The organism is Neotamlana laminarinivorans, assembly GCF_020523925.1.
Classification (GTDB): domain Bacteria; phylum Bacteroidota; class Bacteroidia; order Flavobacteriales; family Flavobacteriaceae; genus Neotamlana; species Neotamlana laminarinivorans.
In genome coordinates this window covers 1-20,855 of record NZ_JAJAPW010000004.1, presented here as the reverse complement: position 1 = coordinate 20,855, position 20,855 = coordinate 1, and the positions used below count along the sequence as shown (strand labels likewise).

Sequence of the window (20,855 nt, the reverse complement as noted above, 5' to 3'; positions counted from 1 at the left end):
TTGACTTTTCATATTGAAAAACAATTAACTTTCGCTTTTTCTTACCACGAATAAACCGCCTTCAATATCACTGATGATAATATTTCCACTAGAAAAAAACGGATACACATTCCAAGCACCATTAAAATTAGCGTTATTATCGTTTGGATATGTATCGAAATAACCAATCTCACTCATTGTTGAGTTGGCTAGTTCTGATATATCTATAACCCTCATTCCTGCTCTGTAACTTGCCTGATAAAATGTATTGCCTAAAACATATCCGTTATGATCGATAGCCAAAAAATCTGACAAATACCCCATGTGAAATGTTGGATTATCTAAATCTGAAAAATTAAAAATTAAAGTTCTTGTGTTTGTTCCCGTGTTTATTTCGTCTAACTCATCGCCTAAAATAAAATAGTTGAAATCTTCCGTAAACCAACCCTGATGTGCATAACCAACGTTTGCGTAACTTATTGTAGAAATAACTACCGGGTTACTTTTATCTGTAACATTAGCTATTACAACTTCGTTTTCGTTACTACCAATTAAAATTTCCATACCAGAATAATCTGTATCTGGACCATTGTAAGTAACTACTTGTGCATCGTGACTGTAACCGCCATCAAGCAAACCACCTTCAACAAAAGGCGCTAAAGGGTTTTGAATATTTACAAAAATAGGCCCACCTGCGTAAGTAGATATTCTGCTAGCCCCAACAATATATGCATAACCTGAAGCTTCGTTTATTACGATATTATGTGAACTTTCGAAATCGGTTAAATGCGCATCAGGATTAAAAGTCTCTGGTGCATTAGTAACCGTTCTTAGGCGAGTTAAATCAAAAACTTGCATACCATGTGCACCAGCATTATCGGCTACAATAAACGCATAATCATTATAAACTTTTACATCCCTCCATGAACTTGAGGAAGTAGCTGTAGGCAACTTGCCTAAATAAACAGGATTTAGAGCATCTGTAATATCTACAAAACCAACCCCATTATTTAAGCACATTAAAGCATATTCTTTGTTTGTAGCAATATCCGTCCAACCCCAACAGTCATTTCCAGCTGCAGCTTCAAACACGCTTAAAGGTATACGAGCAACTAAATCGTAGCCATTACACGGGTAAACATCGGCAAATCCATTTTCGCATGACGCCAGAACACCTTCAATTGTTTCAATAGGTTCTGTTTTACATGATTGAATTAATAAAAAAGAGAAGCAAATTATTAAAAGTAAATAGTTAGCTTTTAAATTCATTTTGATGCGGTTTATTATTATAACTAAATAAATTTAGTTTTGGTATAAATATAGTAAAAACGAAAATAGCTTCTTATTTTTGCATTATGATAGAAGATAAAAACCAGCAAAGAACACAGTTAAGCGATTTAGGTGAATTTGGTTTAATTGACCATTTAACCAAAAACTTTAAGATAAACCACAGTTCTACAATTAAAGGTATTGGTGATGATGCTGCTGTATTAAATTTTAAAAAGCAAGTTGTTGTTACCACAGATTTATTAGTTGAAGGCGTGCATTTTGATTTAAGCTACATGCCTTTAAAACACTTAGGTTACAAATCTGTAATTGTAAACCTATCTGATGTTTATGCTATGAATGCTACTGCAACACAAGTTACAATTTCTATTGCTGTTTCTAATCGTTTTCCTCTAGAAGCCATAGAAGCCATTTATGCAGGTATTGAAACAGCTGCTAAAATTTATAATATTGATGTTATTGGCGGAGATACAACATCTTCCAATAAAGGATTATTAATTTCGGTTACAGCCATTGGGGAAGTAGATGAAAACGGAGTAGTTTACAGAAACGGAGCTAAACCTAACGATTTATTAGTGGTAAGCGGCGATATTGGTGCGGCTTATATGGGCTTGCAAGTTTTAGAACGGGAAAAGGAAGTTTATAAAGTAAACCCTAATAATCAACCAGATTTAGAACCGTATACTTACATTATTGAGCGCCAATTAAAACCAGAAGCCAGAAAAGATATTGTAAAACTTTTAAGTGATTTGGATGTTAAACCTACTTCTATGATTGACATTAGTGATGGTTTATCTTCTGAAATCATGCATTTATGCACACAAAGCAAAGTTGGGTGCGATTTATACGAAAACAAACTACCTTTAGACCCTCAAGTAATTTCAACTTGCGAAGAATTTAACATAGACAGTACAACCGTTGCTTTAAATGGAGGTGAAGATTATGAATTACTGTTCACCATATCGCAAGACGATTACCCTAAAATAAAAGCCAACCCTAATTTAAGCGTTATTGGTTTTATTAAAGAAGAAAAAGAAGGCATGCATTTAATAACACGAGCAGACACTAAAATTCCTATAAAAGCACAGGGCTGGAAAAATTTTAATGACTAAACTTTATTAAGCTACCTACAGTAATTATTGGTGATATATTTGTTTCAGTTGTAGTTGGAAGTATGCCGTGACGTTTAACAAACATCGATGCTAACACATCATTAATTTCTCTGTATTTTGGTGTTAGCTCAACAAGATAGCCGTTGCTATTTGTGGTCAGTTCTTTTTTGCAATATTTGCAGGTGTATTCTTTTACATGTAAAGTAACTTCTCGAGACACTTGGTAATGGTGCCCAAAGACTTTACAATAAAGGTTTTTCATTCGCTATCAAAATCTTTTAAATTAGTTAATTAGAGATATTTAAACTTAGGTAAAAAGCTTGAGAATATTAAACTACTTGCGAGCTAATCGATGAAATGCTAGATTTGCCCCGTAAACGCCTACTTCTAGCTGCATGAATTTTCTCTAAAACCTCGTTTATCTCCTTATACTTAGGAGTTAAGGCCGTTAAATCTCCATTACTATTTGTTGTTAACTCTTTGCTACAGCGTGTACAGGTGTATTCTTTAACGTGGCGAGTAACTTTTTTAGTCACATGGTAATCATGCCCGAAAACATTACAGTAAATTCGAGGCATGAGAGCTGCTTTTATAGGTGAATAATTTCTCATGGTTATTAGATTTGGATTCTAAACATATGAAAAAAAATTCAAAATACGACAAAAAGCTATTTTTTTTCGATGAAATGCGCTATTTCATTTAAAAATTCAGTTGAATTTTCGATATGACTCATATGACCATCTGGAAATGAAACAACTGGAGTGTTATTGGCTTCAGCTTGACGAACAATAGATTTATAAAATAGCACAGGGTCTTTTTCTCCTGCTATAATTAAGGTTTTAAAAGACGCATTTTTTAAAACATGCTGTCTATCTTGCCTTATTTTCATGCCTTCTAAGGCTGCAATTATACCTTGTAAAGGAGTTTTAGTGGCTTCTTTTATTGTTTCCTTAATCTGGTTGGCAAACCGATTTCGGTTTTCTGGCCAAAATAAGTTGGCTATAGCCATTCTTATAAATAATTTATGATTGTTTTTTACAGCCTCAATAGCACGTGTGCGATTTTGCTTCCTTTCTATTGAATCTGCTTCAGCTGTAGAATTTAATAAACACAAACCCGAAACCATTTCTGGCCAATTATCGGCGAAAGCCAAAGCTACATAACCGCCCATGGAATGACCAACCAAATTAACTTTAGCAATATTTAAATGCCTTAAAACCGCACAAACAGTTTCTGACATGAGCTCCATGCTATGTACATAACCCAAACAATCGGTTTTACCATGCCCTAATAAATCAACACAAATTACCCGATTTGTTTTACTAAGTTCTGGAATAAAAGCTTCCCACATACCGCTATACTCTAGAAACCCATGCAATAGCACCAATGTTTCACCCTCACCAGAATCTGTGTAAAAAACTGAAGCTTCTTTGTAAATAAAAGTCATTTAAATTTATGCTTTTACTTTCTTAATGGCAGTAAATGCCTTGTCTACAAATTCATCTTCAACTAAAATAGTAAACTCGTTAGTTGTAGAAATAACCTCGTAAAGCACCACTCCTTCCCAAGCTAAGCGCTTAAAAAAATGATAATATAGGCCCGCTATTTTAGAATTGTCCTTGGGCAAATTTATACTTATGGCCGTTAATCCATCTTGAACTGCTAAAAACGTTTCACCTTGCAACTGACTTTTTATAAAATCATTTAAACTACTGGATATTATAATATTGCTTTCATGAATACCACGTGTAAAGGTGTAAAATAATTTAGATTCTTGATTGATTCGTTCCAGAATTTTAGCATGATTATCAATTATAGTATCAGAATTTTTTACAGTAAAATCGGTAAGGTTAGAGCGCACGGTAATATCGCCTAAATTTTGTATTACACGCTTCATTTTAACAGAGTTAGACAAAGCTACTGGCGGGTTATAGCGCCTTAAAGCCATCATAATAGCTCCAGGTTTTACATCTTTTTTTAGCATTTTGCTTATTGGCTCTGTTAACTCAATAGCCAAAGCACTAAAATTAATAATGTTTCTTGAAAGCGCTTCTTCAAGATAAGGTTGCGATATTAAAATATCTTCTACACAATTAGATACTGTTTTCATGTTAATTATTTAACAATTTGTGTAAAAATAATTTTTTTTTATTAAAAACATAGAAAATAATAAAAGGAGTTTTAATTTAGCCAACAAATTAATTGAAAATGAAGGTATTGAAATTTGGAGGAACCTCTGTAGGTTCGGTAAAAAACATGAGCAACGTTAAAAGTATAATTAACGATGGCAAAAAAAAGGTAGTTGTGCTTTCGGCTATGTCAGGAACTACCAACGCTTTAGTTGCAATTGCTCAATTTATTTCGGAAAAAAATTCTAATGAAGCTTTAGAACACATTAATGCGCTTCATGAAAAATATACAGCTACTATTAACGAGTTGTTACAAGAAAAAACTTTAAACTACAATGTAAAAAGCTATGTAAATGATGTGTTCGATTTTTTAATAGAATGCACGTACAAAACACATACATTAGCTTTAGAAAATAAAATTTTGGCTCAAGGCGAGCTATTATCTACATATATGTTTAACAGCTATTTAGCGCAAGAAGGTATTAGCGCCGCTTTACTTCCTGCTCTAGATTTTATGCGTATTGATGAACACAAAGAACCTGACTTTGCTTACATTAAAGAAAACTTTAATCAAGTAATTAAAAATGCAGGTGATGCAGAAATTTACATAACTCAAGGCTTTATTTGTTTAGATACTGAAGATGAAATTTCTAACCTTCAACGTGGCGGAAGCGATTATACAGCTACAATAATTGGAGCAACTATAAAAGCGGAAGAAGTACAAATTTGGACCGACATTGATGGGATGCATAACAACGACCCACGTCATGTTGAAAACACCAAACCAATTTCTAACCTGTCGTTTGATGAAGCTGCAGAGTTAGCTTATTTTGGAGCTAAAATATTACACCCACAAACTATTTCGCCGGTTAGAAAAGATCAAATTCCTGTACGCTTAAAAAACACTATGGATCCTGAAGCTTATGGCACATTAATATCTGAAGAAACCTCAGAAAACGGTGTTAAAGCTATAGCTGCGAAAGATAACATTACTGCTATAAAAATTAAATCGGGCAGAATGTTACAAGCTCATGGTTTTTTGAAACGTGTTTTTGAAATTTTTGAAGTTTATGAAACCTCTATCGACATGATTACCACATCGGAAGTTGCTGTTTCATTAACTATAGACGATGATAAAAATTTAGAAAAAATACTAAACGAATTAGAAAAATTCTCAACTGTAGAAGTTGATAATAACCAAAGTATTGTTTGCTTAGTTGGACATGCTGTAGTAAACCACCAAGAAACTTTTAAATTGTTTCAAATACTACAAGATGTTAAAATAAGAATGATTTCTTATGGAGGAAGCAACAACAACATTTCTTTATTAATTGATACCAGCAACAAAATTACCACACTACAAAAGCTAAATAATTATTTATTTGAATTAGTCACTCTGTAAATCGCTATGTTAGCGTGGAAAAAAAGGGATTGCTTTTGCAATCCCTTTTGTTTTTCTATGAATTCATGATAGCTTCAATTTCATCAGCTTCTATAGGAATATTTTTCATTAAATTAAAAGGTTCTCCTTCTTCTTGAATTACTACATCATCCTCTAATCGAATACCAAAACCTTCATCAGGAATATAAATTCCAGGCTCTACCGTAAATACCATATTTGGCACCATTGGATCGGTTAAAATTCCGTAATCATGCGTATCTAAACCTATATGATGAGACGTTCCGTGCATAAAATACTTTTTGTAAGCAGGCCAATCAGGATCTTCATTTTGCACATCAGCTTTATCTAACAAGCCTAAACCTAAAAGTTCAGAAGTCATTATTTTACCAACCTCAACATGATAATCTTCCCAAATAGTTCCAGGAATTAACATTTTTGTTGCTTCTTTTTTAACATTGTTTACCGCGTTATAAACATCTTTTTGTCGTTTAGTAAACGTACCAGAAACAGGAATAGTTCTAGTTAAATCGCTAGAATAATTTGCATACTCTGCAGCTGTATCAAGCAAAATTAATTCACCGGCTTTACATTGTTTATTATTTTCTAAATAATGCAACACATTAGCGTTATTTCCAGAGCCAATTATTGGCGAGTATGCAAAACCTTTAGATCGGTTTTTAATAAATTCATGCAATAACTCTGCCTCAATTTCATATTCCCAAACTCCGGGTTTTACAAAATTTAACAACCGTCTAAATCCTTTTTCAGTAATATCACAAGCTTGCTGCATTAAAGCAATTTCTTGTGGCTCTTTTACCGAGCGTAATCGTTGTAAAATAGGTGCGCTTTTGGCAACGCTATGAGCTGGGTATTTTTGCTTTAACCATTTAGAAAATCGATCTTCACGGGTTTCAGTTTCTACACTAGCACGATAATGTTCGTTAGTATTTATGTATACGGTATCACATTGAGTCATTAATTCAAACATTACCTTTTCCATATCCTGTAACCAATATACCGTTTTTACACCACTGGTTTTGTAGGCCGCTTCTTTGTCTAGTTTTGCCCCCTCCCACACGGCAATATGCTCGTTAGTTTCTCGCAGAAATAAAATTTCACGATGTTTTTCTTTTGGGCAATCTGGAAATATTACTAAAATACTCTCTTCTTGATCTACGCCACTTAAGTAAAAAATATCGCGATGTTGCTGAAATGGCAAGGTACTATCTGCACTAATTGGGTATATATCGTTCGAGTTAAAAACAGCCAAACTATTAGGCTTCATATTAGCCGCAAACTTTTTTCTGTTTTTTACAAACAACTCATTATCAATAGGTAAATATTTCATAATAAAAATAGAAATTAAATTTTGTAATTACACAAAGCTACAAAAAGCTATTTGCCTTACTAAGCTTTTAACATAATGTAAATTTTTAAGGGTATAATCTTCTTTAAAATGATTCTAAATACACAGTAAAATGCCATTTAATGCTTGTTAAAAATAGCTTTGAGCCTTACATTTGTTATATATAAATAAACTAACAAAATAATGGGCGGATTTTTTAAATCTTCGATAGGAAGAAAGGTTGCCATGGCACTTTCGGCATTCTTCCTTATGGTATTCTTACTACAACACTTCGCAATTAATTTACTTTCGGTTTTTAATCCCGATCTTTTTAACGAAGTTTCACATTTTATGGGAACTAACCCTCTTGTTCAATTTGCATTACAACCAGTTTTAATTTTTGGTGTAGTGTTTCATTTCATCATGGGATTTGTTCTTGAAATAAAAAACAAAAAAGCACAAGGTGTTGCTTATGTGAAAAATAATGGTGCCGCAAATTCATCTTGGATGAGTAGAAATATGATTTGGAGTGGCGCAGCTATTTTAGCTTTTATCGTGCTTCACTTTATCGATTTCTGGATTCCTGAAATTAACACAAAATACATTCAAGGCGATTGGTCTGGAACGCTAGAAGGCGTTGATGGGTTTCGTTACTACGAAGAGCTTACTCATAAATTTGTAAGCCCTATTCGTGTTGGTGCTTATGTATTGGCTTTTGTGTTTTTAGCTTTACACTTACTACACGGGTTTACTTCGGCATTCCAATCTGTAGGAGCAACGGCTGGAAGAAAACAAACTTTACAAAACATTGGTAAAGCTTATTCTATAATAATTCCTTTAGGATTTATTTTTATAGCACTTTACCATCATTTTAACCATTAATCTTAAAAATATGGCTTTAAATTCAAAAGTACCTCAAGGTCCAATTAAAGATAAATGGACAACTTATAAAGACAAAATTGATTTGGTAAACCCTGCAAACAAACGTCTTATCGATGTTATTGTTGTAGGTACTGGTTTAGCTGGGGGTTCTGCAGCTGCAACTCTTGCCGAATTAGGATATAACGTAAAAGCATTTTGTTATCAAGATTCACCTCGTCGTGCACACTCAATTGCAGCGCAAGGTGGTATAAATGCTGCCAAAAACTATCAAGGTGATGGCGATTCAACATACAGATTATTTTACGACACCGTAAAAGGTGGCGATTACCGTTCGCGTGAAGCTAACGTATACCGTTTAGCTGAAGTATCGGCAAATATAATTGACCAATGTGTGGCTCAAGGCGTTCCTTTTGCTCGTGATTATGGTGGCCTTTTAGATAACCGTTCTTTTGGTGGTGTATTGGTTTCTAGAACATTTTACGCTAAAGGACAAACTGGTCAGCAATTATTATTAGGCGCTTATTCTGCTATGAATAGACAGATTGCTCGTGGTAAAATTGAAATGTTTAACCGTCACGAAATGCTAGATGTTGTAAAAGTAGACGGAAAAGCTCGTGGTATTATTGCGCGTAACTTAATTACAGGAGAAATTGAGCGTCATTCTGCTCATGCTGTAGTTATTGCTTCTGGTGGTTACGGAAATGTTTATTTCTTATCTACTAATGCTATGGGTTCTAATGCTACTGCAGCATGGAAAATTCATAAAAAAGGAGCTTATTTTGCAAACCCTTGCTATACACAAATTCACCCAACTTGTATTCCTCGTTCTGGTGATTACCAATCTAAATTAACGTTAATGTCGGAATCGTTACGTAACGACGGGCGTATTTGGGTGCCAAAAAACATGGAAGACGTTATTGCTATTCGTGAAGGCAAGAAAAAACCAACCGATTTATCGGAAGATGAAAGAGATTACTACTTAGAGCGTCGTTACCCTGCATTTGGTAACTTAGTACCTCGTGATGTTGCATCGCGTGCCGCTAAAGAGCGTTGTGATGCTGGTTATGGTGTTAACGCTACTGGTGAAGCTGTATATTTAGATTTTGCTTCGGCTATTGAAAGATATGGTAAAGAGCAAGCTAAAATTCATAATATTGAAAACCCTTCAAAACAAAAAATATACGATTTAGGTAAAGCTATTGTTGAAGCTAAATACGGAAACTTATTCCAAATGTACGAGAAAATCGTAGATGAGAATCCGTACGAAACCCCTATGATGATTTATCCTGCAACACACTATACTATGGGTGGTGTTTGGGTTGATTATAACTTAATGACCACAGTTGATGGTTTATACTGTATTGGTGAAGCTAACTTCTCCGATCATGGTGCTAACCGCTTAGGTGCCTCTGCATTAATGCAAGGTTTAGCCGATGGATACTTTGTTTTACCTTATACAATTGGTGATTATTTAGCTGATGAAATTCGTACCGGAAAAATTCCAACCAATACACCTGAGTTTGATGAAGCTGAAAAAGAAGTAAAAGATAGAATCGATTTCTTTGTTAACAACCAAGGAACTAATTCTGTAGATTATTACCACAAAAAATTAGGAAAAATAATGTGGGATAAATGCGGTATGTCTAGAAACGAGCAAGGATTAAAAGAAGCCATGGCCGAAATTAAAGCCCTTCGTGAAGACTTCTGGAAAAACGTAAAGGTACCAGGAACTGCAAACGAAATGAACCCAGAACTTGAAAAAGCTGGAAGAGTGGCAGATTTCTTAGAACTTGGTGAACTTTTTGCTAAAGATGCCCTAAACAGAAACGAATCTTGTGGCGGACACTTTAGAGAAGAATCTGTAGAACTTGATGGTGAACAAAAAGGTGAGGCTAAACGTAACGATAAAGAATACGCTTATGTAGCTGCTTGGGAATACAAAGGCGAACCTGCCGATGCTGTATTGCATAAAGAGGAATTAGAATTTAACGATATAGAACTGAAACAACGTTCATACAAATAAGAAAGGTTATGTCAGAAAAAGGAATGAATTTAACATTAAGAATCTGGAGACAGAAAGACTCAAACGCTAAGGGTCAAATGGTAGATTATAAAGTTACCGAAATTTCAGAACACATGTCTTTCTTAGAAATGATGGATGTTCTTAACGAACAATTAGTAGCTAAAGGTGAAGAACCTGTTGCTTTCGATCATGACTGTCGTGAAGGTATTTGTGGTATGTGTTCTATGTATATAAACGGTGAAGCTCACGGTCCAGATCGTGGCGTTACAACATGTCAATTACACATGCGTATGTTTAAAGATGGTGACACTATTACTATCGAACCATTTAGAGCAGCTGCTTTCCCAGTAATTAAAGATTTAGTTGTAGACAGAACCTCGTTTGATAGAATACAACATGCTGGTGGTTACATTTCTGTAAACACTTCTGGAAACACACAAGATGCAAACGCATTACCAATTTCTAAACATGCTGCAGATGAAGCTATGGATGCTGCAACATGTATTGGTTGTGGTGCTTGTGTTGCTACATGTAAAAACTCATCTGCTATGTTGTTTGTTGGTGCTAAAGTATCGCAATATGCGCTTTTACCACAAGGACAAGTTGAAGCTGCAGATCGTGTTAAAAATATGGTAGCCCAAATGGATTTAGAAGGTTTTGGTAACTGTACAAACACAGGAGCTTGCGAAATTGAATGCCCTAAAGGAATTTCGTTAGAAAACATCGCAAGAATGAACCGTGAATTAATGAAAGCTAATATATAAGTTAACTCACATAAAAACATAAATTAAAAAGCCTAAGTAAACTTACTTAGGCTTTTTTTATTTAAATTTAGCTTATGATAAAAAAATATCTTGCCTTCTATATATTCCTTTTAATAGGAAAAATTAGTATCTCACAAAATACAACTAGCTCCAATTTATTTAATGAAACTGAAACTTTAAAACATTTACAAACACTATCATCAGATGCTTTTGAAGGACGAAGAACAGGAACTAAAGGCGCCCTTAAAGCTGAGAAATACATAATAAATCAATTTTACACTCATGGCGTAAAACCATTAACTAAAAAATACACACAACCATTTTCTTTTAATAAAGGTAATATTTATTACAACGCTAAAAATATTATTGGTTTTATTGAAGGAACTAGCTACAAAAAAAAATATGTAATTATAAGCGCACATTACGACCATGAAGGCATTAAACGTGGTAAAATTTATAATGGCGCAGATGATAATGCATCTGGTGTTGCTGCACTTTTTAGTTTAGCAGAATACTTTAAAAACAATCGGCCAAAACATTCTGTTATTCTTGCTGCTTTTGATGCAGAGGAACTAAGCTTACAAGGCTCAAAATATTTTGTAAATAATACTAACATACCTAAAGAAAATATCATGGTTAATTTAAATTTAGACATGATAAGCCGAAGCGATAAAAAAGAATTATTTGCCGTTGGTACACAAACTAATACTCGCCTTAAACAAATTGTAAGACAATTTAAAAACACAGATGATTTTAAACTTGTTATAGGACATGATGGATACGATAAACTTGAAAACTGGACTTATGCATCAGATCATGCTAATTTTCATAGAAAAAATATTCCTTTTATATATTTTGGAGTTGAAGATCATGAAGATTACCATGAACCAACAGACGATTACGAGAACATTCATCCTTCATTTTATATTTCAGCCATTAAAGCTATTATAAATGTTTTTGAAGATATTGATGATTCAAACTTTTAAAAATAGGCCTTTAGTTGTATAGTACCTGTATGAATAACATTGCTGGTTTCGGTTTTTCTGCCAAAATAGCTCAAATTCAAATCTAAATATTTTGTTAGCTTTTTTTGCGCTAATAAACTCCAAGTAAAATTGGTTCCGGGTTGCAAGCCTTCTAACATTTGGTAAGCTACAGGTGTGCTAGAATCGCCTTCAAAATTATTTGAAAAATAATTAAATTCACCATTTATGGCGCTTTTTTGGCTACTCGCAAAACTAAACGAAGCACCATATTTTTGTTGTTTCAACAGCTCTAAATCATTAATTGTGTTTTCTTTATTTGTAATTTGATAAAACACATCGAAACTAGAATTATTACCAAATAAATATGATAATTTTGGATTAAATCGATACTGATTAATATTGTAATTTTTACTGGAATAATTTTCGCTTTCACTTTCATTTTCATCAAAAACTCCCAATAAATTAATTAACCAATTTTCTGCAATTTTATGATTAAAATTTAGTTGATGACTTTTTAATCGGCTATTTAATGAGCCAATAGAAAAATAACTTTGGGTTGTATTATCTAAAACTGTGTACGATGTTGTAAAGTGTTGTTTTCCTCTGTTAAAATACAACACATTTCTAAAATTAAGCTGTAAACCTAACTGATTATCTTCATCCTCTTTAAAAGGGTTTAAATTAAAAACATCGCCTTCACGCCTATTGTTTCTATCAATTAAATAACTGATTTGATAATAAAAATGTGATAACAATTTATTAAAATACTTTTTACTACTAGACCAAACCGCAGGGTTTAAAGTAAGTGTTTTACTTAATTTATTTTGGTGAGTATTAATGTAAACTTGGTTAGGTAAAAGCACTCGAATATAAGTACCTTGATCTGAAAATTGTGCAATTTCAAATTCTTCTAGCTCTTGTATGCTATTGTTATTGTAATCTATCCAGGTGTAACTACCTTGACCTGCTTCAACCTCAACATACGTAAAATCCTGTTCGGCTAATGTTCCTGAATTGGTTTCGTAATTAACATTTAAATGAACTATTTGATTAAAGAGCTTTTGACTATAAATTAATCTAGAATTTACCGATTTTTCATCTTCTTCGGTTTCATCTGTAAAATTTAAAGTTCTGTAATTTGCGAAAAACTGTAAATTGGTGTTTTTGTTTTGAATAAGTTTTGAATCTACATAATACGTGTTCGATGTATTTACTTTTTGCAACTGGTTGTTACGAATACTATCGTTAGCTCTGTTTATATAACCAACTTTTGCAAAAACTTTTGTGCTATCGCCTACTCCAAAAAATGCTTCGTACGACTTATATCTCTGGCTCAAATCGGTTAATGTTTGCGTTTCTTTTTCGGTTTGTTGGTTATCTTCTATAGCAAATTTACCTCCTAACCATGCCTTATTTAAACTATAAGTTAATTGATTATATGATCTTAAAAAAGTAGATTGATTTACCGTAGAGTTAGCCTTTAAATAACTTGAAGATGATAAAAACTTTAACTTATTAAACTTTAACTGCGTGTTTATAACATGCCTATTTCCATTAAAACCCGAAGAATAATTTAAATGCTCGAATTGGTAATTTGCAAATCCGTTTTTTGTTTTATAAAATTTTAAACCTGAAGTAACTAATGCCTGATTACCTAAGCCTAAACCTATACCATTTACGTTATCTAAATCTAAATTCCAATCTCTACTAAATTCGGCAGAGTATAAACCTTCAACATTTCTAAAATTACTACTAATATAATCGGCATCTAAATAAGCGTTTAAATTCCATAAACTGTCTTTTTTTACTAAAGCCTGATTAAAAACAAGCTTTCCTGCATAGCCATTGTTGTCATTATCATTTAAATTAGAATATAAGTTTAAATCGCTGGTGCTTACTGCAGCTTCAAATTTAATAGCTGTTTTTTCTGAAGGATTATATGCACCACTTAACACGGCAACTTGGAGACTTACAGGTGCAATAAGTTGGGTAATTGGTGCATAGTCGCCTAAATTCTCTCCAGCATACTCGTAAATATTATTTATGGCACTGATATCGCTTAAATAATAATCGCCTTGGTTTTCGCCAACATAACTAAAAGTCACTAAATAAAGTACATCGTCTGGATTGGTAGAAAACACAAAAACTTCATTACCATTATCAATCTCTTTTCTGTACAGAATACGATTTTCATCGTATTCCTGTTCTGTTTCAGATGGTGAAACCATTAAATCTTCATTATCACCTGCATTGGCAAGAATCTGTACTTGTTCTTCCGATAAGTTTTGTTGTAGTGGTTGATTTTTTGAATCATTTTCAGAATATACCGTAACTCCTATTTCAAATTTATCACTTTTATATTCACCACCACCATAAGCTATAAAACGCGAATAATTTCTATCACTAAACTGATAGTCTACAGTAATTCGCATTTCTGAAGTTATAGGAAATGTAGCATTAAATATTATTTCGCCCGCATTATAATCTATAATATAATCTTCACTTTCACCACGTTTTAACGCAACACCATTTACGTAAACTGTTTCGCTACCAGAAACAACCAAAACATACAATTCGCCATTTTGCCCTTCAAGTTTATATGGCCCTTGGTTACCTTCTTGAGCCGTAAACTGACTTGTTGCAAATTGCCCACGTACAATAGCTCCAGCCGCAAAAAGATCAGTACTATTAGAACTATCACCTAAATTAACATTAAAGTTTAACCCTTGAACACGTTTAGAAAAGCTAGCAAAATAGGACCCGTCGTTAATTAGATCAATATCTCCTGCTCTAACACGCCAACGCTCGCTAAACAATTCTATAAATACTTGATCAAACTCATCTAAACGTTGGCTATAACCGCTTTCTTGCAAAGGCACATTGGCATCTTGTATTGAAGCTCTTAATGATACTTTATCGTTTAGTTTACCCGTAATCTGCAAATCTAGCTCACTATTTAAAACAGAATTTTGGTTATTACCAACTGTAACACCACGAGCAATACTACCCGAAGTATTTAAACCATTAAATAAAGAAGCGTTGGTTTGTTTATTACTTTGGGTAAATTTATAAAGTTGTTGGGCAGATGCGTTATTTGGTGTTATTATACTTTCATCTAACTGTTTATAAGTTTTAGTTAAAAAATCTGGAAACTTTAAATATTCAATAGTTATGGAATCTGATTCAATCGGTTTTTTAAAAACTAATAATGCTTTGGGATAATTGACAATATAGTCAGAACTATCAACTAAAGCATGGTTGTTAGTTCTAACAAAAAAGTAATTTGGATTAATACTAACACTATCTACACGAATACTATCTTTAACAGCGACTTTTTTAGTTTTGTAATTAGAAAAGCCACCCTGCGAAAAACCACAAAACCCTAATACAAACACTAAACTAGCTACTATTATTTTCATTAATTACATTAACTAAAAATAAACTAAAATATTTTAATTTATTTTTTTCGATAAAACGTTTCAACTACAACGCTGTAGTAGCATAAAACATACATTTAAAACGTGTTAAGCGTAAAATATTATTAAATTGATGGTGTAAAAATAGCGCATTATTTATTTTAGCTAAAACAAACCAAAACTATTTTATTATGTAGTTTTGTGTAAATTAAAAAACAACGTTAAATTCTATAATTTCTCGGAAATACTAGAACAAAAAACAGAACATGAAAATTATATCTTATAACGTAAATGGCATACGCGCAGCATTAAATAAAGGCTTTATAAATTGGCTCGAAGCTGCAAACCCAGATGTTATTTGCATTCAAGAAATAAAAGCATTAAAAGAACAATTAGACTTAGATGTGTTTACAAACGCTGGTTACAAATACCAATATTGGTTTAGTGCACAAAAAAAAGGCTACAGCGGCGTTGCTATTTTAAGCAAAATAAAACCTAATCATGTAGAGTATGGCACAGGAATTGAGTCTATGGATTTTGAAGGCAGAAACCTACGCGCAGATTTTGATGACTGTTCGGTAATGAGTTTATATTTACCCTCTGGAACTAATAGTGCTAGGTTAAACCACAAGTTTGAATATATGGACATGTTTCAAGAATACATTAATAATTTAAAACAAAGTATTCCTAACTTAGTTATTTGTGGCGATTATAATATTTGTCATGAAGAAATTGATATTCATAACCCAAAAATGAAAGGTGTTTCAGGTTTTTTACCAGAAGAACGCGAATGGCTGGGTAATTTCATTGATAGCGGTTTTATAGATTCGTATCGCTATTTAAATCCCGAAAAACAAGAATTTAGTTGGTGGAGTTATCGCGCCAATTCTAGAGCTAATAATAAAGGTTGGCGATTAGATTATGCCATGGTTTCTCAACCCTTACAAGAAAACATAAAAAGAGCCGTTATACTCACAGATGCAGTGCATAGCGACCACTGTCCAATTTTAGTAGAAATAAATCAATAAACATCAAACAACTTAATTTTAATCTCCATGTTTAAAAAAACATCATTTTTGTTACTATTCGCGGTAATAATTACATCATGTGTATCTCCAAAAGTTTATAAAGAACTAGAAGATAAATACAATACGTTAAAAGAGGAAAACCGTGATCTTGCAACTAATAACGAAATGTTGCAAAGCGCTAGAACTATTGCCGAAAACGAGCTAAAGCAACTAAAAACAGCCTACAATGAAGCTATAATCGAACGCGATAAATTAAGAGCCGATTATGCTGCAACTAAAGCCAATTTAGATGCCCTAAAAGCATCATACGAAGCTTTAGAAAAAAACAGTTCGGCAGCTATTGCTAAAAATTCAGAAAAAAACAGAGAACTTTTAGCACAACTTGAAGCAAAAGAAGATGCCTTAGCCGCAGAAAGTGCTCGTTTAGAAAATTTAAAAAATGCCTTAGCAGAACGCTCTAACCGTGTTGCAGAACTAGAAAAAGTAATCTCAGATAAAGACGCCGCAATGAGCGCACTTAAAGAGGCCATTTCTCATGCCTTAACCGATTTTGAAGGCAAAGGATTAACCGTAGAACAACGCGACGGTAAAGTTTACGTATCTATGGAAAACAAATTATTATTTAGCTCAGGAAGTTGGGCAGTAGGTTCAGAAGGTCGTAGAGCCGTACAACAACTAGGAAGCGTATTAGGTAACAACCCAGACATTGCCGTTTTAATAGAAGGACACACCGATAACGTACCCTATTCTGGCAATGGACCACTTACAACCAACTGGGATTTATCAACTAAACGCGCCACTGCCATAGTTAATATTTTACGCGAAAATCCGCAAATTACACCAGAAAATTTAACCGCTGCCGGTCGTGGCGAATTCGCTCCTGTAGCAACCAATACAACACCAGAAGGCAGAGCAAAAAACCGTAGAATCGAAGTTATTTTAACACCAAAGTTAGACGAACTTTCAAAACTATTAAACGAATAAAATAATTAGGGCGTTATCCCCAAAGGGTTGGGCTTTAAGTGAAGTTTATCCTTAGCGTAGTCGAAGGGCTCTCTACGAGGAGCTCCAACAATGCTTCAATCCCTAACGCAAACCTTATTAACACAGTTTTAAACCTTTCAGTTTTTAAACAACTGAAAGGTTTTTTTATCTTTAAAGCTTCAAAAAAACTATAATTTAAAAATGCTAAAGCAAATTTAGCATAAAAAAAAGAAAATGAAATATACAACCATACCAAACACCAATATAAAAGTTAGCAAACTATGTTTAGGCACCATGACATTTGGAAATCAAAACACCGAAGCTGAAGGCCACCAACAACTAGATTACGCCATTGAAAGCGGTATTAATTTCATAGATACAGCCGAATTATACCCAGTTCCAGCCACTGCAGAAACTAGCGGTCGTACAAGCGAAATTGTAGGAACCTGGTTAAAAAAATCAGGAAAAAGAGATCAAGTAGTTTTAGCCTCAAAAATTGCTGGAACAGGCGATTATACTGCACATATTCGAACTAACGGTTTTAGTAAAGCAGCCATAAACGAAGCTATAGATTTAGAATTAAAACGTTTACAAACCGATTATATAGATTTATACCAATTACACTGGCCAGAGCGCGATACTAATCGTTTTGGAGTTAGAACTTATACACTAGACACTCAATGGGAAGACAATTTTAACGACATATTAAATAGTCTTGATATGCTAGTTAAACAAGGTAAAATAAAACATATCGGTATTTCAAATGAAAATTCTTGGGGGACCATGCGTTATTTACAAGAATCTAAAACAAATAATTTACCACGAATAAAAACCATACAAAACGCTTACTCGTTATTAACCAGAAGCTTTGAAACAGATTTAGCAGAAGTATCTTTAAGAGAACATGTAGGCCTATTGGCTTACTCACCAATGGCTTTTGGTGTACTATCAGGCAAATACATAAAAGGTACAGCCGAAGACAATGCACGTTTAAAATTATTTCCAAGATTTTCACGCTACAGTAGCGTAAACGCTACAAAAGCAGCTAAACAATACTTAAAAATAGCAGAAGAGCACGGATTAACTTTAGCACAATTAAGTTTAGCATTTGTTACCCAACAACCTTTTGTTACTAGCACAATTATTGGCGCAACTACAATGAATCAATTAAAAGAAAATATAGCAAGTATTGAGGTTAGTTTAAATGATGATATTTTAAAACAAATAAATGCCGTACATGACAATATACCAAACCCTGCTGTTTAAAAAACTACATACTATTTAACCATAGTAATGCTGCTTCTTGGGTAGAAAAAACTTTATACTTATAGCTTTCGTTATTTGCTAGTGCACCATACATAGTACATAAAGCAGCTCCTATTGGATTACTAATTACCACCGCCGAAGCAACGTTATTATATTGTTTTAAAGACTGGTTTTTAACAGCGTTAAAATCTTTTAGATCTTTAACAGAAAACTTAAATTTAACCTTTTCGGCTTTTACTAAAGTTTTAAGTGTTCTTGGAAGTGTAGTATTAGTTTTAAACTCATTTAAATACAATAATATAGAAACCGAATCTACCTCTCCAGTAAATTCGGTTTCTAAAATATTAATTTCTTCGTTAAACTTTGAAGTAATCATTTATTTATTATTCGAATATAAATGTTTATAATTCAAATATACTCAACAATTCCCCTTAAAGCTGGTAACCTTCATTAAATTTAATACTTAAACTTATACCATAAGAATTTCCTAAAGGCGAATTGTTTGTAGCTATATTATAAAAATATATAAATCTAATATTTTTAATTAAATAAACACCTGCCAACAGGTTAAAACTAGAAGAAGTTCTATAACCACCTCCAAATTCAAACTTATTTCTTACACTTACCGACAAATTAAAATCTGCTTGTAAAGGAGCCCCGTTTTCATGCTTTATAAGGATGTTAGGTTTTAACATGATATTATCAAATTTATTACTAAAAAATCGATAGCCAACATAACCGTAAACAGGAGAAGATAATCGAACTACTTGTTCACTTGCCAACTCATCGCCAATTACATTAGGAACAGAAAAACCTGCATAAAATAAAGCGTTATTATATAACAAACTTAAACCCATAGTTGGTATACTGGTGTTAACATCGTTAGCAAATTCAGGATCGTTAATTATGTTTAATTCTGTTAAATTATCTTGAAACTGCTGTAAACCAGCAGTTAAACCAAAAGACAAAACATTTCGAGAATAATGTTGCCAATATGGACGGCTACTTTTAAAGTCGAAAAATATTTTATACGAAAATGCAGCAAAAACATTTGTAGACTTTGTTACACCTAGTTCATCTCTTACAATTCCGGCTCCTAAAGCTAATTTTTCATTATTTAAACTTCCGTGTCCGCTAAAAGAAAGTGTTCTAGGAGCTCCATCGAAATTTCCAAAATACCCATTGTTGCTTAGTGTTACTTCGGTATCTCCACTTAACCCTGCATATGCACTATTAATGATAAACGGATTGTGATTATACTCAGAAAATAACGGACTTTGCTGTGCACTTACAGTAGCAACAACAAAAATTAATATTAATAATACTTTTTTAGTATATATTTTCATCTTTTTTAGCGTTTAATAACTACAAATCCTTTTAATTTTTTCAAATTATGCGTTCCTGAAACCTTGATTTCAAAAAAGTATGTTCCATTTGGAAGTTTACTTGCTCCCATCTGTTTAAGCCTGTTAGCCTCTCCTCGAAAAACATTACTTGAATTATTATAATTTGCTATAGTAAATACTAAATCTCCCCAACGGTTATATATATTAACTACATTATTTGGACTATTTTCAATTCCATTTATTACCCAGAAATCATTTATACCGTCTCCATTTGGTGAAAACCCATATTTAGATTCTGCTAATGTTATATCAGTTTTGAACAAAGATTCTATACAACCTGTAGCATCACCAATATCATTATAAGCAACAACGGTTACATATATCTGAGTATTTTCTGGTAAATTTGTGTTTAAACTATAAGATGTTACATTACCAACATCTTCGTTATTAACAATATCATAACTCCCCGATGCTGTTCCAACAAACAACCTGTAGCCAGTAGCGTCAATTACATCTTCCCAACTTAAATCTGTTTCTATGCTTACTTCTGTTTCATTATTATATGGATAATCTAATGCAGTACACATTGGAACTGTTGGAAGTGTTTCTGTTGTAAAACTTTCTTCTGTACAACTTACTGCATCGCCTACAGCATTGTAAGGCGTTATGGTAACATAAATCTCAGACGTTTCTGGTAAATCTGATACGAAATCGTAGGTTAATACATTACCAACATCTTCTGCATTTAAAATATCTGTCCCTCCTGATGTTGTACCTAATGTTAGCTTATAACCTGTAGCATCTGAAATAGCTGTCCATGATAAATTGGTAGTTATTGAAACATCTGTTGAACCGTTTAACGGACTTGTTAATGTTGTACACATTGGAACTGTTGGAAGTGTTTCT

Annotated in this window: 19 protein-coding genes; 9 read left to right on the top strand and 10 right to left on the bottom strand. The window is 33.1% G+C overall.

Annotation, left to right across the window (positions count from 1 at the left end):
- Positions 1–24: 24 nt before the first annotated feature.
- Positions 25–1,248 carry a choice-of-anchor B family protein gene (locus tag LG649_RS09420; protein ID WP_226543582.1) on the bottom strand — a complete coding sequence of 408 codons (1,224 nt, stop codon included), beginning with the start codon at positions 1,246–1,248 and terminating at the stop codon, positions 25–27.
- 86 nt (positions 1,249–1,334) lie between these two features.
- Here LG649_RS09420 and thiL point away from each other — a divergent pair, with 86 nt between their 5' ends.
- Positions 1,335–2,378: a thiamine-phosphate kinase gene (thiL, locus tag LG649_RS09415; protein WP_226543581.1), complete on the top strand. Its 1,044-nt coding sequence runs from the start codon at positions 1,335–1,337 to the stop codon at positions 2,376–2,378.
- Here thiL and LG649_RS09410 read toward each other — a convergent pair.
- The 4 genes from LG649_RS09410 to LG649_RS09395 all read right to left on the bottom strand — a co-directional run bounded on the left by LG649_RS09410 (position 2,368) and on the right by LG649_RS09395 (position 4,488).
- Complete coding sequence (locus LG649_RS09410; protein WP_226543580.1) at positions 2,368–2,640, bottom strand: hypothetical protein; 273 nt, start codon at positions 2,638–2,640, stop codon at positions 2,368–2,370. The genes thiL and LG649_RS09410 overlap by 11 nt on opposite strands.
- 67 nt (positions 2,641–2,707) lie before the next feature.
- Positions 2,708–2,956: a hypothetical protein gene (locus LG649_RS09405; RefSeq protein ID WP_226543579.1), complete on the bottom strand. Its 249-nt coding sequence runs from the start codon at positions 2,954–2,956 to the stop codon at positions 2,708–2,710.
- Positions 2,957–3,045: 89 nt separating this feature from the next.
- Positions 3,046–3,825, bottom strand: coding sequence for an alpha/beta fold hydrolase (locus LG649_RS09400; RefSeq protein ID WP_226543578.1), 780 nt, complete (start codon positions 3,823–3,825; stop codon positions 3,046–3,048).
- 6 nt (positions 3,826–3,831) lie between these two features.
- Entirely contained in the window at positions 3,832–4,488 is a 657-nt protein-coding gene (locus tag LG649_RS09395; protein WP_226543577.1) for a hypothetical protein, read from the bottom strand.
- A 98-nt stretch (positions 4,489–4,586) separates the two neighbouring features.
- Here LG649_RS09395 and LG649_RS09390 point away from each other — a divergent pair, with 98 nt between their 5' ends.
- Positions 4,587–5,909 (top strand): aspartate kinase, encoded by a 1,323-nt coding sequence (locus tag LG649_RS09390; RefSeq protein ID WP_226543576.1) that lies wholly within the window; start codon positions 4,587–4,589, stop codon positions 5,907–5,909.
- Positions 5,910–5,964: 55 nt separating this feature from the next.
- Here LG649_RS09390 and LG649_RS09385 read toward each other — a convergent pair whose 3' ends face one another.
- A complete protein-coding gene (locus tag LG649_RS09385; protein WP_226543575.1) occupies positions 5,965–7,257 on the bottom strand; it encodes an aminopeptidase P family protein in 1,293 nt (430 codons plus the stop codon).
- 201 nt (positions 7,258–7,458) lie between these two features.
- On the opposite strand from LG649_RS09385, the gene LG649_RS09380 reads away from it, so the two are divergent.
- From LG649_RS09380 to LG649_RS09365, 4 genes are all read left to right on the top strand, one after another.
- On the top strand, positions 7,459–8,136 hold the full coding sequence (locus tag LG649_RS09380; protein WP_226543574.1) for a succinate dehydrogenase cytochrome b subunit: 678 nt from the start codon (positions 7,459–7,461) through the stop codon (positions 8,134–8,136).
- A gap of 10 nt (positions 8,137–8,146) precedes the next feature.
- Complete coding sequence (locus LG649_RS09375; RefSeq protein ID WP_226543573.1) at positions 8,147–10,159, top strand: fumarate reductase/succinate dehydrogenase flavoprotein subunit; 2,013 nt, start codon at positions 8,147–8,149, stop codon at positions 10,157–10,159.
- Between the two features lie 23 nt (positions 10,160–10,182).
- Positions 10,183–10,923, top strand: coding sequence for a succinate dehydrogenase/fumarate reductase iron-sulfur subunit (locus tag LG649_RS09370; RefSeq protein WP_044633151.1), 741 nt, complete (start codon positions 10,183–10,185; stop codon positions 10,921–10,923).
- 74 nt (positions 10,924–10,997) lie between these two features.
- On the top strand, positions 10,998–11,909 hold the full coding sequence (locus tag LG649_RS09365; protein ID WP_226543572.1) for a M28 family peptidase: 912 nt from the start codon (positions 10,998–11,000) through the stop codon (positions 11,907–11,909).
- On the opposite strand, the gene LG649_RS09360 is transcribed toward LG649_RS09365, so the two are convergent.
- Positions 11,906–15,328 carry a hypothetical protein gene (locus tag LG649_RS09360; RefSeq protein WP_226543571.1) on the bottom strand — a complete coding sequence of 1,141 codons (3,423 nt, stop codon included), beginning with the start codon at positions 15,326–15,328 and terminating at the stop codon, positions 11,906–11,908. The two genes, LG649_RS09365 and LG649_RS09360, sit on opposite strands and share 4 nt — an antisense overlap.
- A 263-nt stretch (positions 15,329–15,591) precedes the next feature.
- Between LG649_RS09360 and LG649_RS09355 the strand changes: the two genes are divergently transcribed.
- The 3 genes from LG649_RS09355 (at position 15,592) to LG649_RS09345 (ending at position 18,603) form a co-directional block, all read left to right on the top strand.
- Positions 15,592–16,353 (top strand): exodeoxyribonuclease III, encoded by a 762-nt coding sequence (locus LG649_RS09355; RefSeq protein WP_226543570.1) that lies wholly within the window; start codon positions 15,592–15,594, stop codon positions 16,351–16,353.
- Positions 16,354–16,380: 27 nt separating this feature from the next.
- Positions 16,381–17,337 carry an OmpA family protein gene (locus LG649_RS09350; protein WP_226543569.1) on the top strand — a complete coding sequence of 319 codons (957 nt, stop codon included), beginning with the start codon at positions 16,381–16,383 and terminating at the stop codon, positions 17,335–17,337.
- Positions 17,338–17,571: 234 nt separating this feature from the next.
- Positions 17,572–18,603, top strand: coding sequence for an aldo/keto reductase (locus tag LG649_RS09345; protein WP_226543568.1), 1,032 nt, complete (start codon positions 17,572–17,574; stop codon positions 18,601–18,603).
- A 4-nt stretch (positions 18,604–18,607) separates the two neighbouring features.
- On the opposite strand, the gene LG649_RS09340 is transcribed toward LG649_RS09345, so the two are convergent.
- The 3 genes from LG649_RS09340 to LG649_RS09330 all read right to left on the bottom strand — a co-directional run.
- Positions 18,608–18,979, bottom strand: coding sequence for a hypothetical protein (locus LG649_RS09340; protein ID WP_226543567.1), 372 nt, complete (start codon positions 18,977–18,979; stop codon positions 18,608–18,610).
- A gap of 55 nt (positions 18,980–19,034) precedes the next feature.
- On the bottom strand, positions 19,035–19,949 hold the full coding sequence (locus tag LG649_RS09335; protein ID WP_226543566.1) for a PorP/SprF family type IX secretion system membrane protein: 915 nt from the start codon (positions 19,947–19,949) through the stop codon (positions 19,035–19,037).
- 5 nt (positions 19,950–19,954) lie between these two features.
- Positions 19,955–20,855: gliding motility-associated C-terminal domain-containing protein (locus LG649_RS09330; RefSeq protein ID WP_226543565.1), on the bottom strand; the 901-nt coding region annotated here is incomplete at its 5' end.

Bases quoted from the DNA above. Each gene is read 5' to 3' on its own strand.
- LG649_RS09345 (WP_226543568.1), top strand. From the start codon at position 17,572: ATGAAATATACAACCATACCAAACACCAATATAAAAGTTAGCAAACTA.
- LG649_RS09405 (WP_226543579.1), bottom strand. From the start codon at position 2,956: ATGCCTCGAATTTACTGTAATGTTTTCGGGCATGATTACCATGTGACT.
- LG649_RS09385 (WP_226543575.1), bottom strand. From the start codon at position 7,257: ATGAAATATTTACCTATTGATAATGAGTTGTTTGTAAAAAACAGAAAA.
- thiL (WP_226543581.1), top strand. From the start codon at position 1,335: ATGATAGAAGATAAAAACCAGCAAAGAACACAGTTAAGCGATTTAGGT.
- LG649_RS09420 (WP_226543582.1), bottom strand. From the start codon at position 1,248: ATGAATTTAAAAGCTAACTATTTACTTTTAATAATTTGCTTCTCTTTT.
- LG649_RS09380 (WP_226543574.1), top strand. From the start codon at position 7,459: ATGGGCGGATTTTTTAAATCTTCGATAGGAAGAAAGGTTGCCATGGCA.
- LG649_RS09400 (WP_226543578.1), bottom strand. From the start codon at position 3,825: ATGACTTTTATTTACAAAGAAGCTTCAGTTTTTTACACAGATTCTGGT.
- LG649_RS09390 (WP_226543576.1), top strand. From the start codon at position 4,587: ATGAAGGTATTGAAATTTGGAGGAACCTCTGTAGGTTCGGTAAAAAAC.
- LG649_RS09355 (WP_226543570.1), top strand. From the start codon at position 15,592: ATGAAAATTATATCTTATAACGTAAATGGCATACGCGCAGCATTAAAT.
- LG649_RS09365 (WP_226543572.1), top strand. From the start codon at position 10,998: ATGATAAAAAAATATCTTGCCTTCTATATATTCCTTTTAATAGGAAAA.
- LG649_RS09350 (WP_226543569.1), top strand. From the start codon at position 16,381: ATGTTTAAAAAAACATCATTTTTGTTACTATTCGCGGTAATAATTACA.
- LG649_RS09395 (WP_226543577.1), bottom strand. From the start codon at position 4,488: ATGAAAACAGTATCTAATTGTGTAGAAGATATTTTAATATCGCAACCT.
- LG649_RS09340 (WP_226543567.1), bottom strand. From the start codon at position 18,979: ATGATTACTTCAAAGTTTAACGAAGAAATTAATATTTTAGAAACCGAA.
- LG649_RS09410 (WP_226543580.1), bottom strand. From the start codon at position 2,640: ATGAAAAACCTTTATTGTAAAGTCTTTGGGCACCATTACCAAGTGTCT.
- LG649_RS09375 (WP_226543573.1), top strand. From the start codon at position 8,147: ATGGCTTTAAATTCAAAAGTACCTCAAGGTCCAATTAAAGATAAATGG.
- LG649_RS09370 (WP_044633151.1), top strand. From the start codon at position 10,183: ATGAATTTAACATTAAGAATCTGGAGACAGAAAGACTCAAACGCTAAG.
- LG649_RS09335 (WP_226543566.1), bottom strand. From the start codon at position 19,949: ATGAAAATATATACTAAAAAAGTATTATTAATATTAATTTTTGTTGTT.
- LG649_RS09360 (WP_226543571.1), bottom strand. From the start codon at position 15,328: ATGAAAATAATAGTAGCTAGTTTAGTGTTTGTATTAGGGTTTTGTGGT.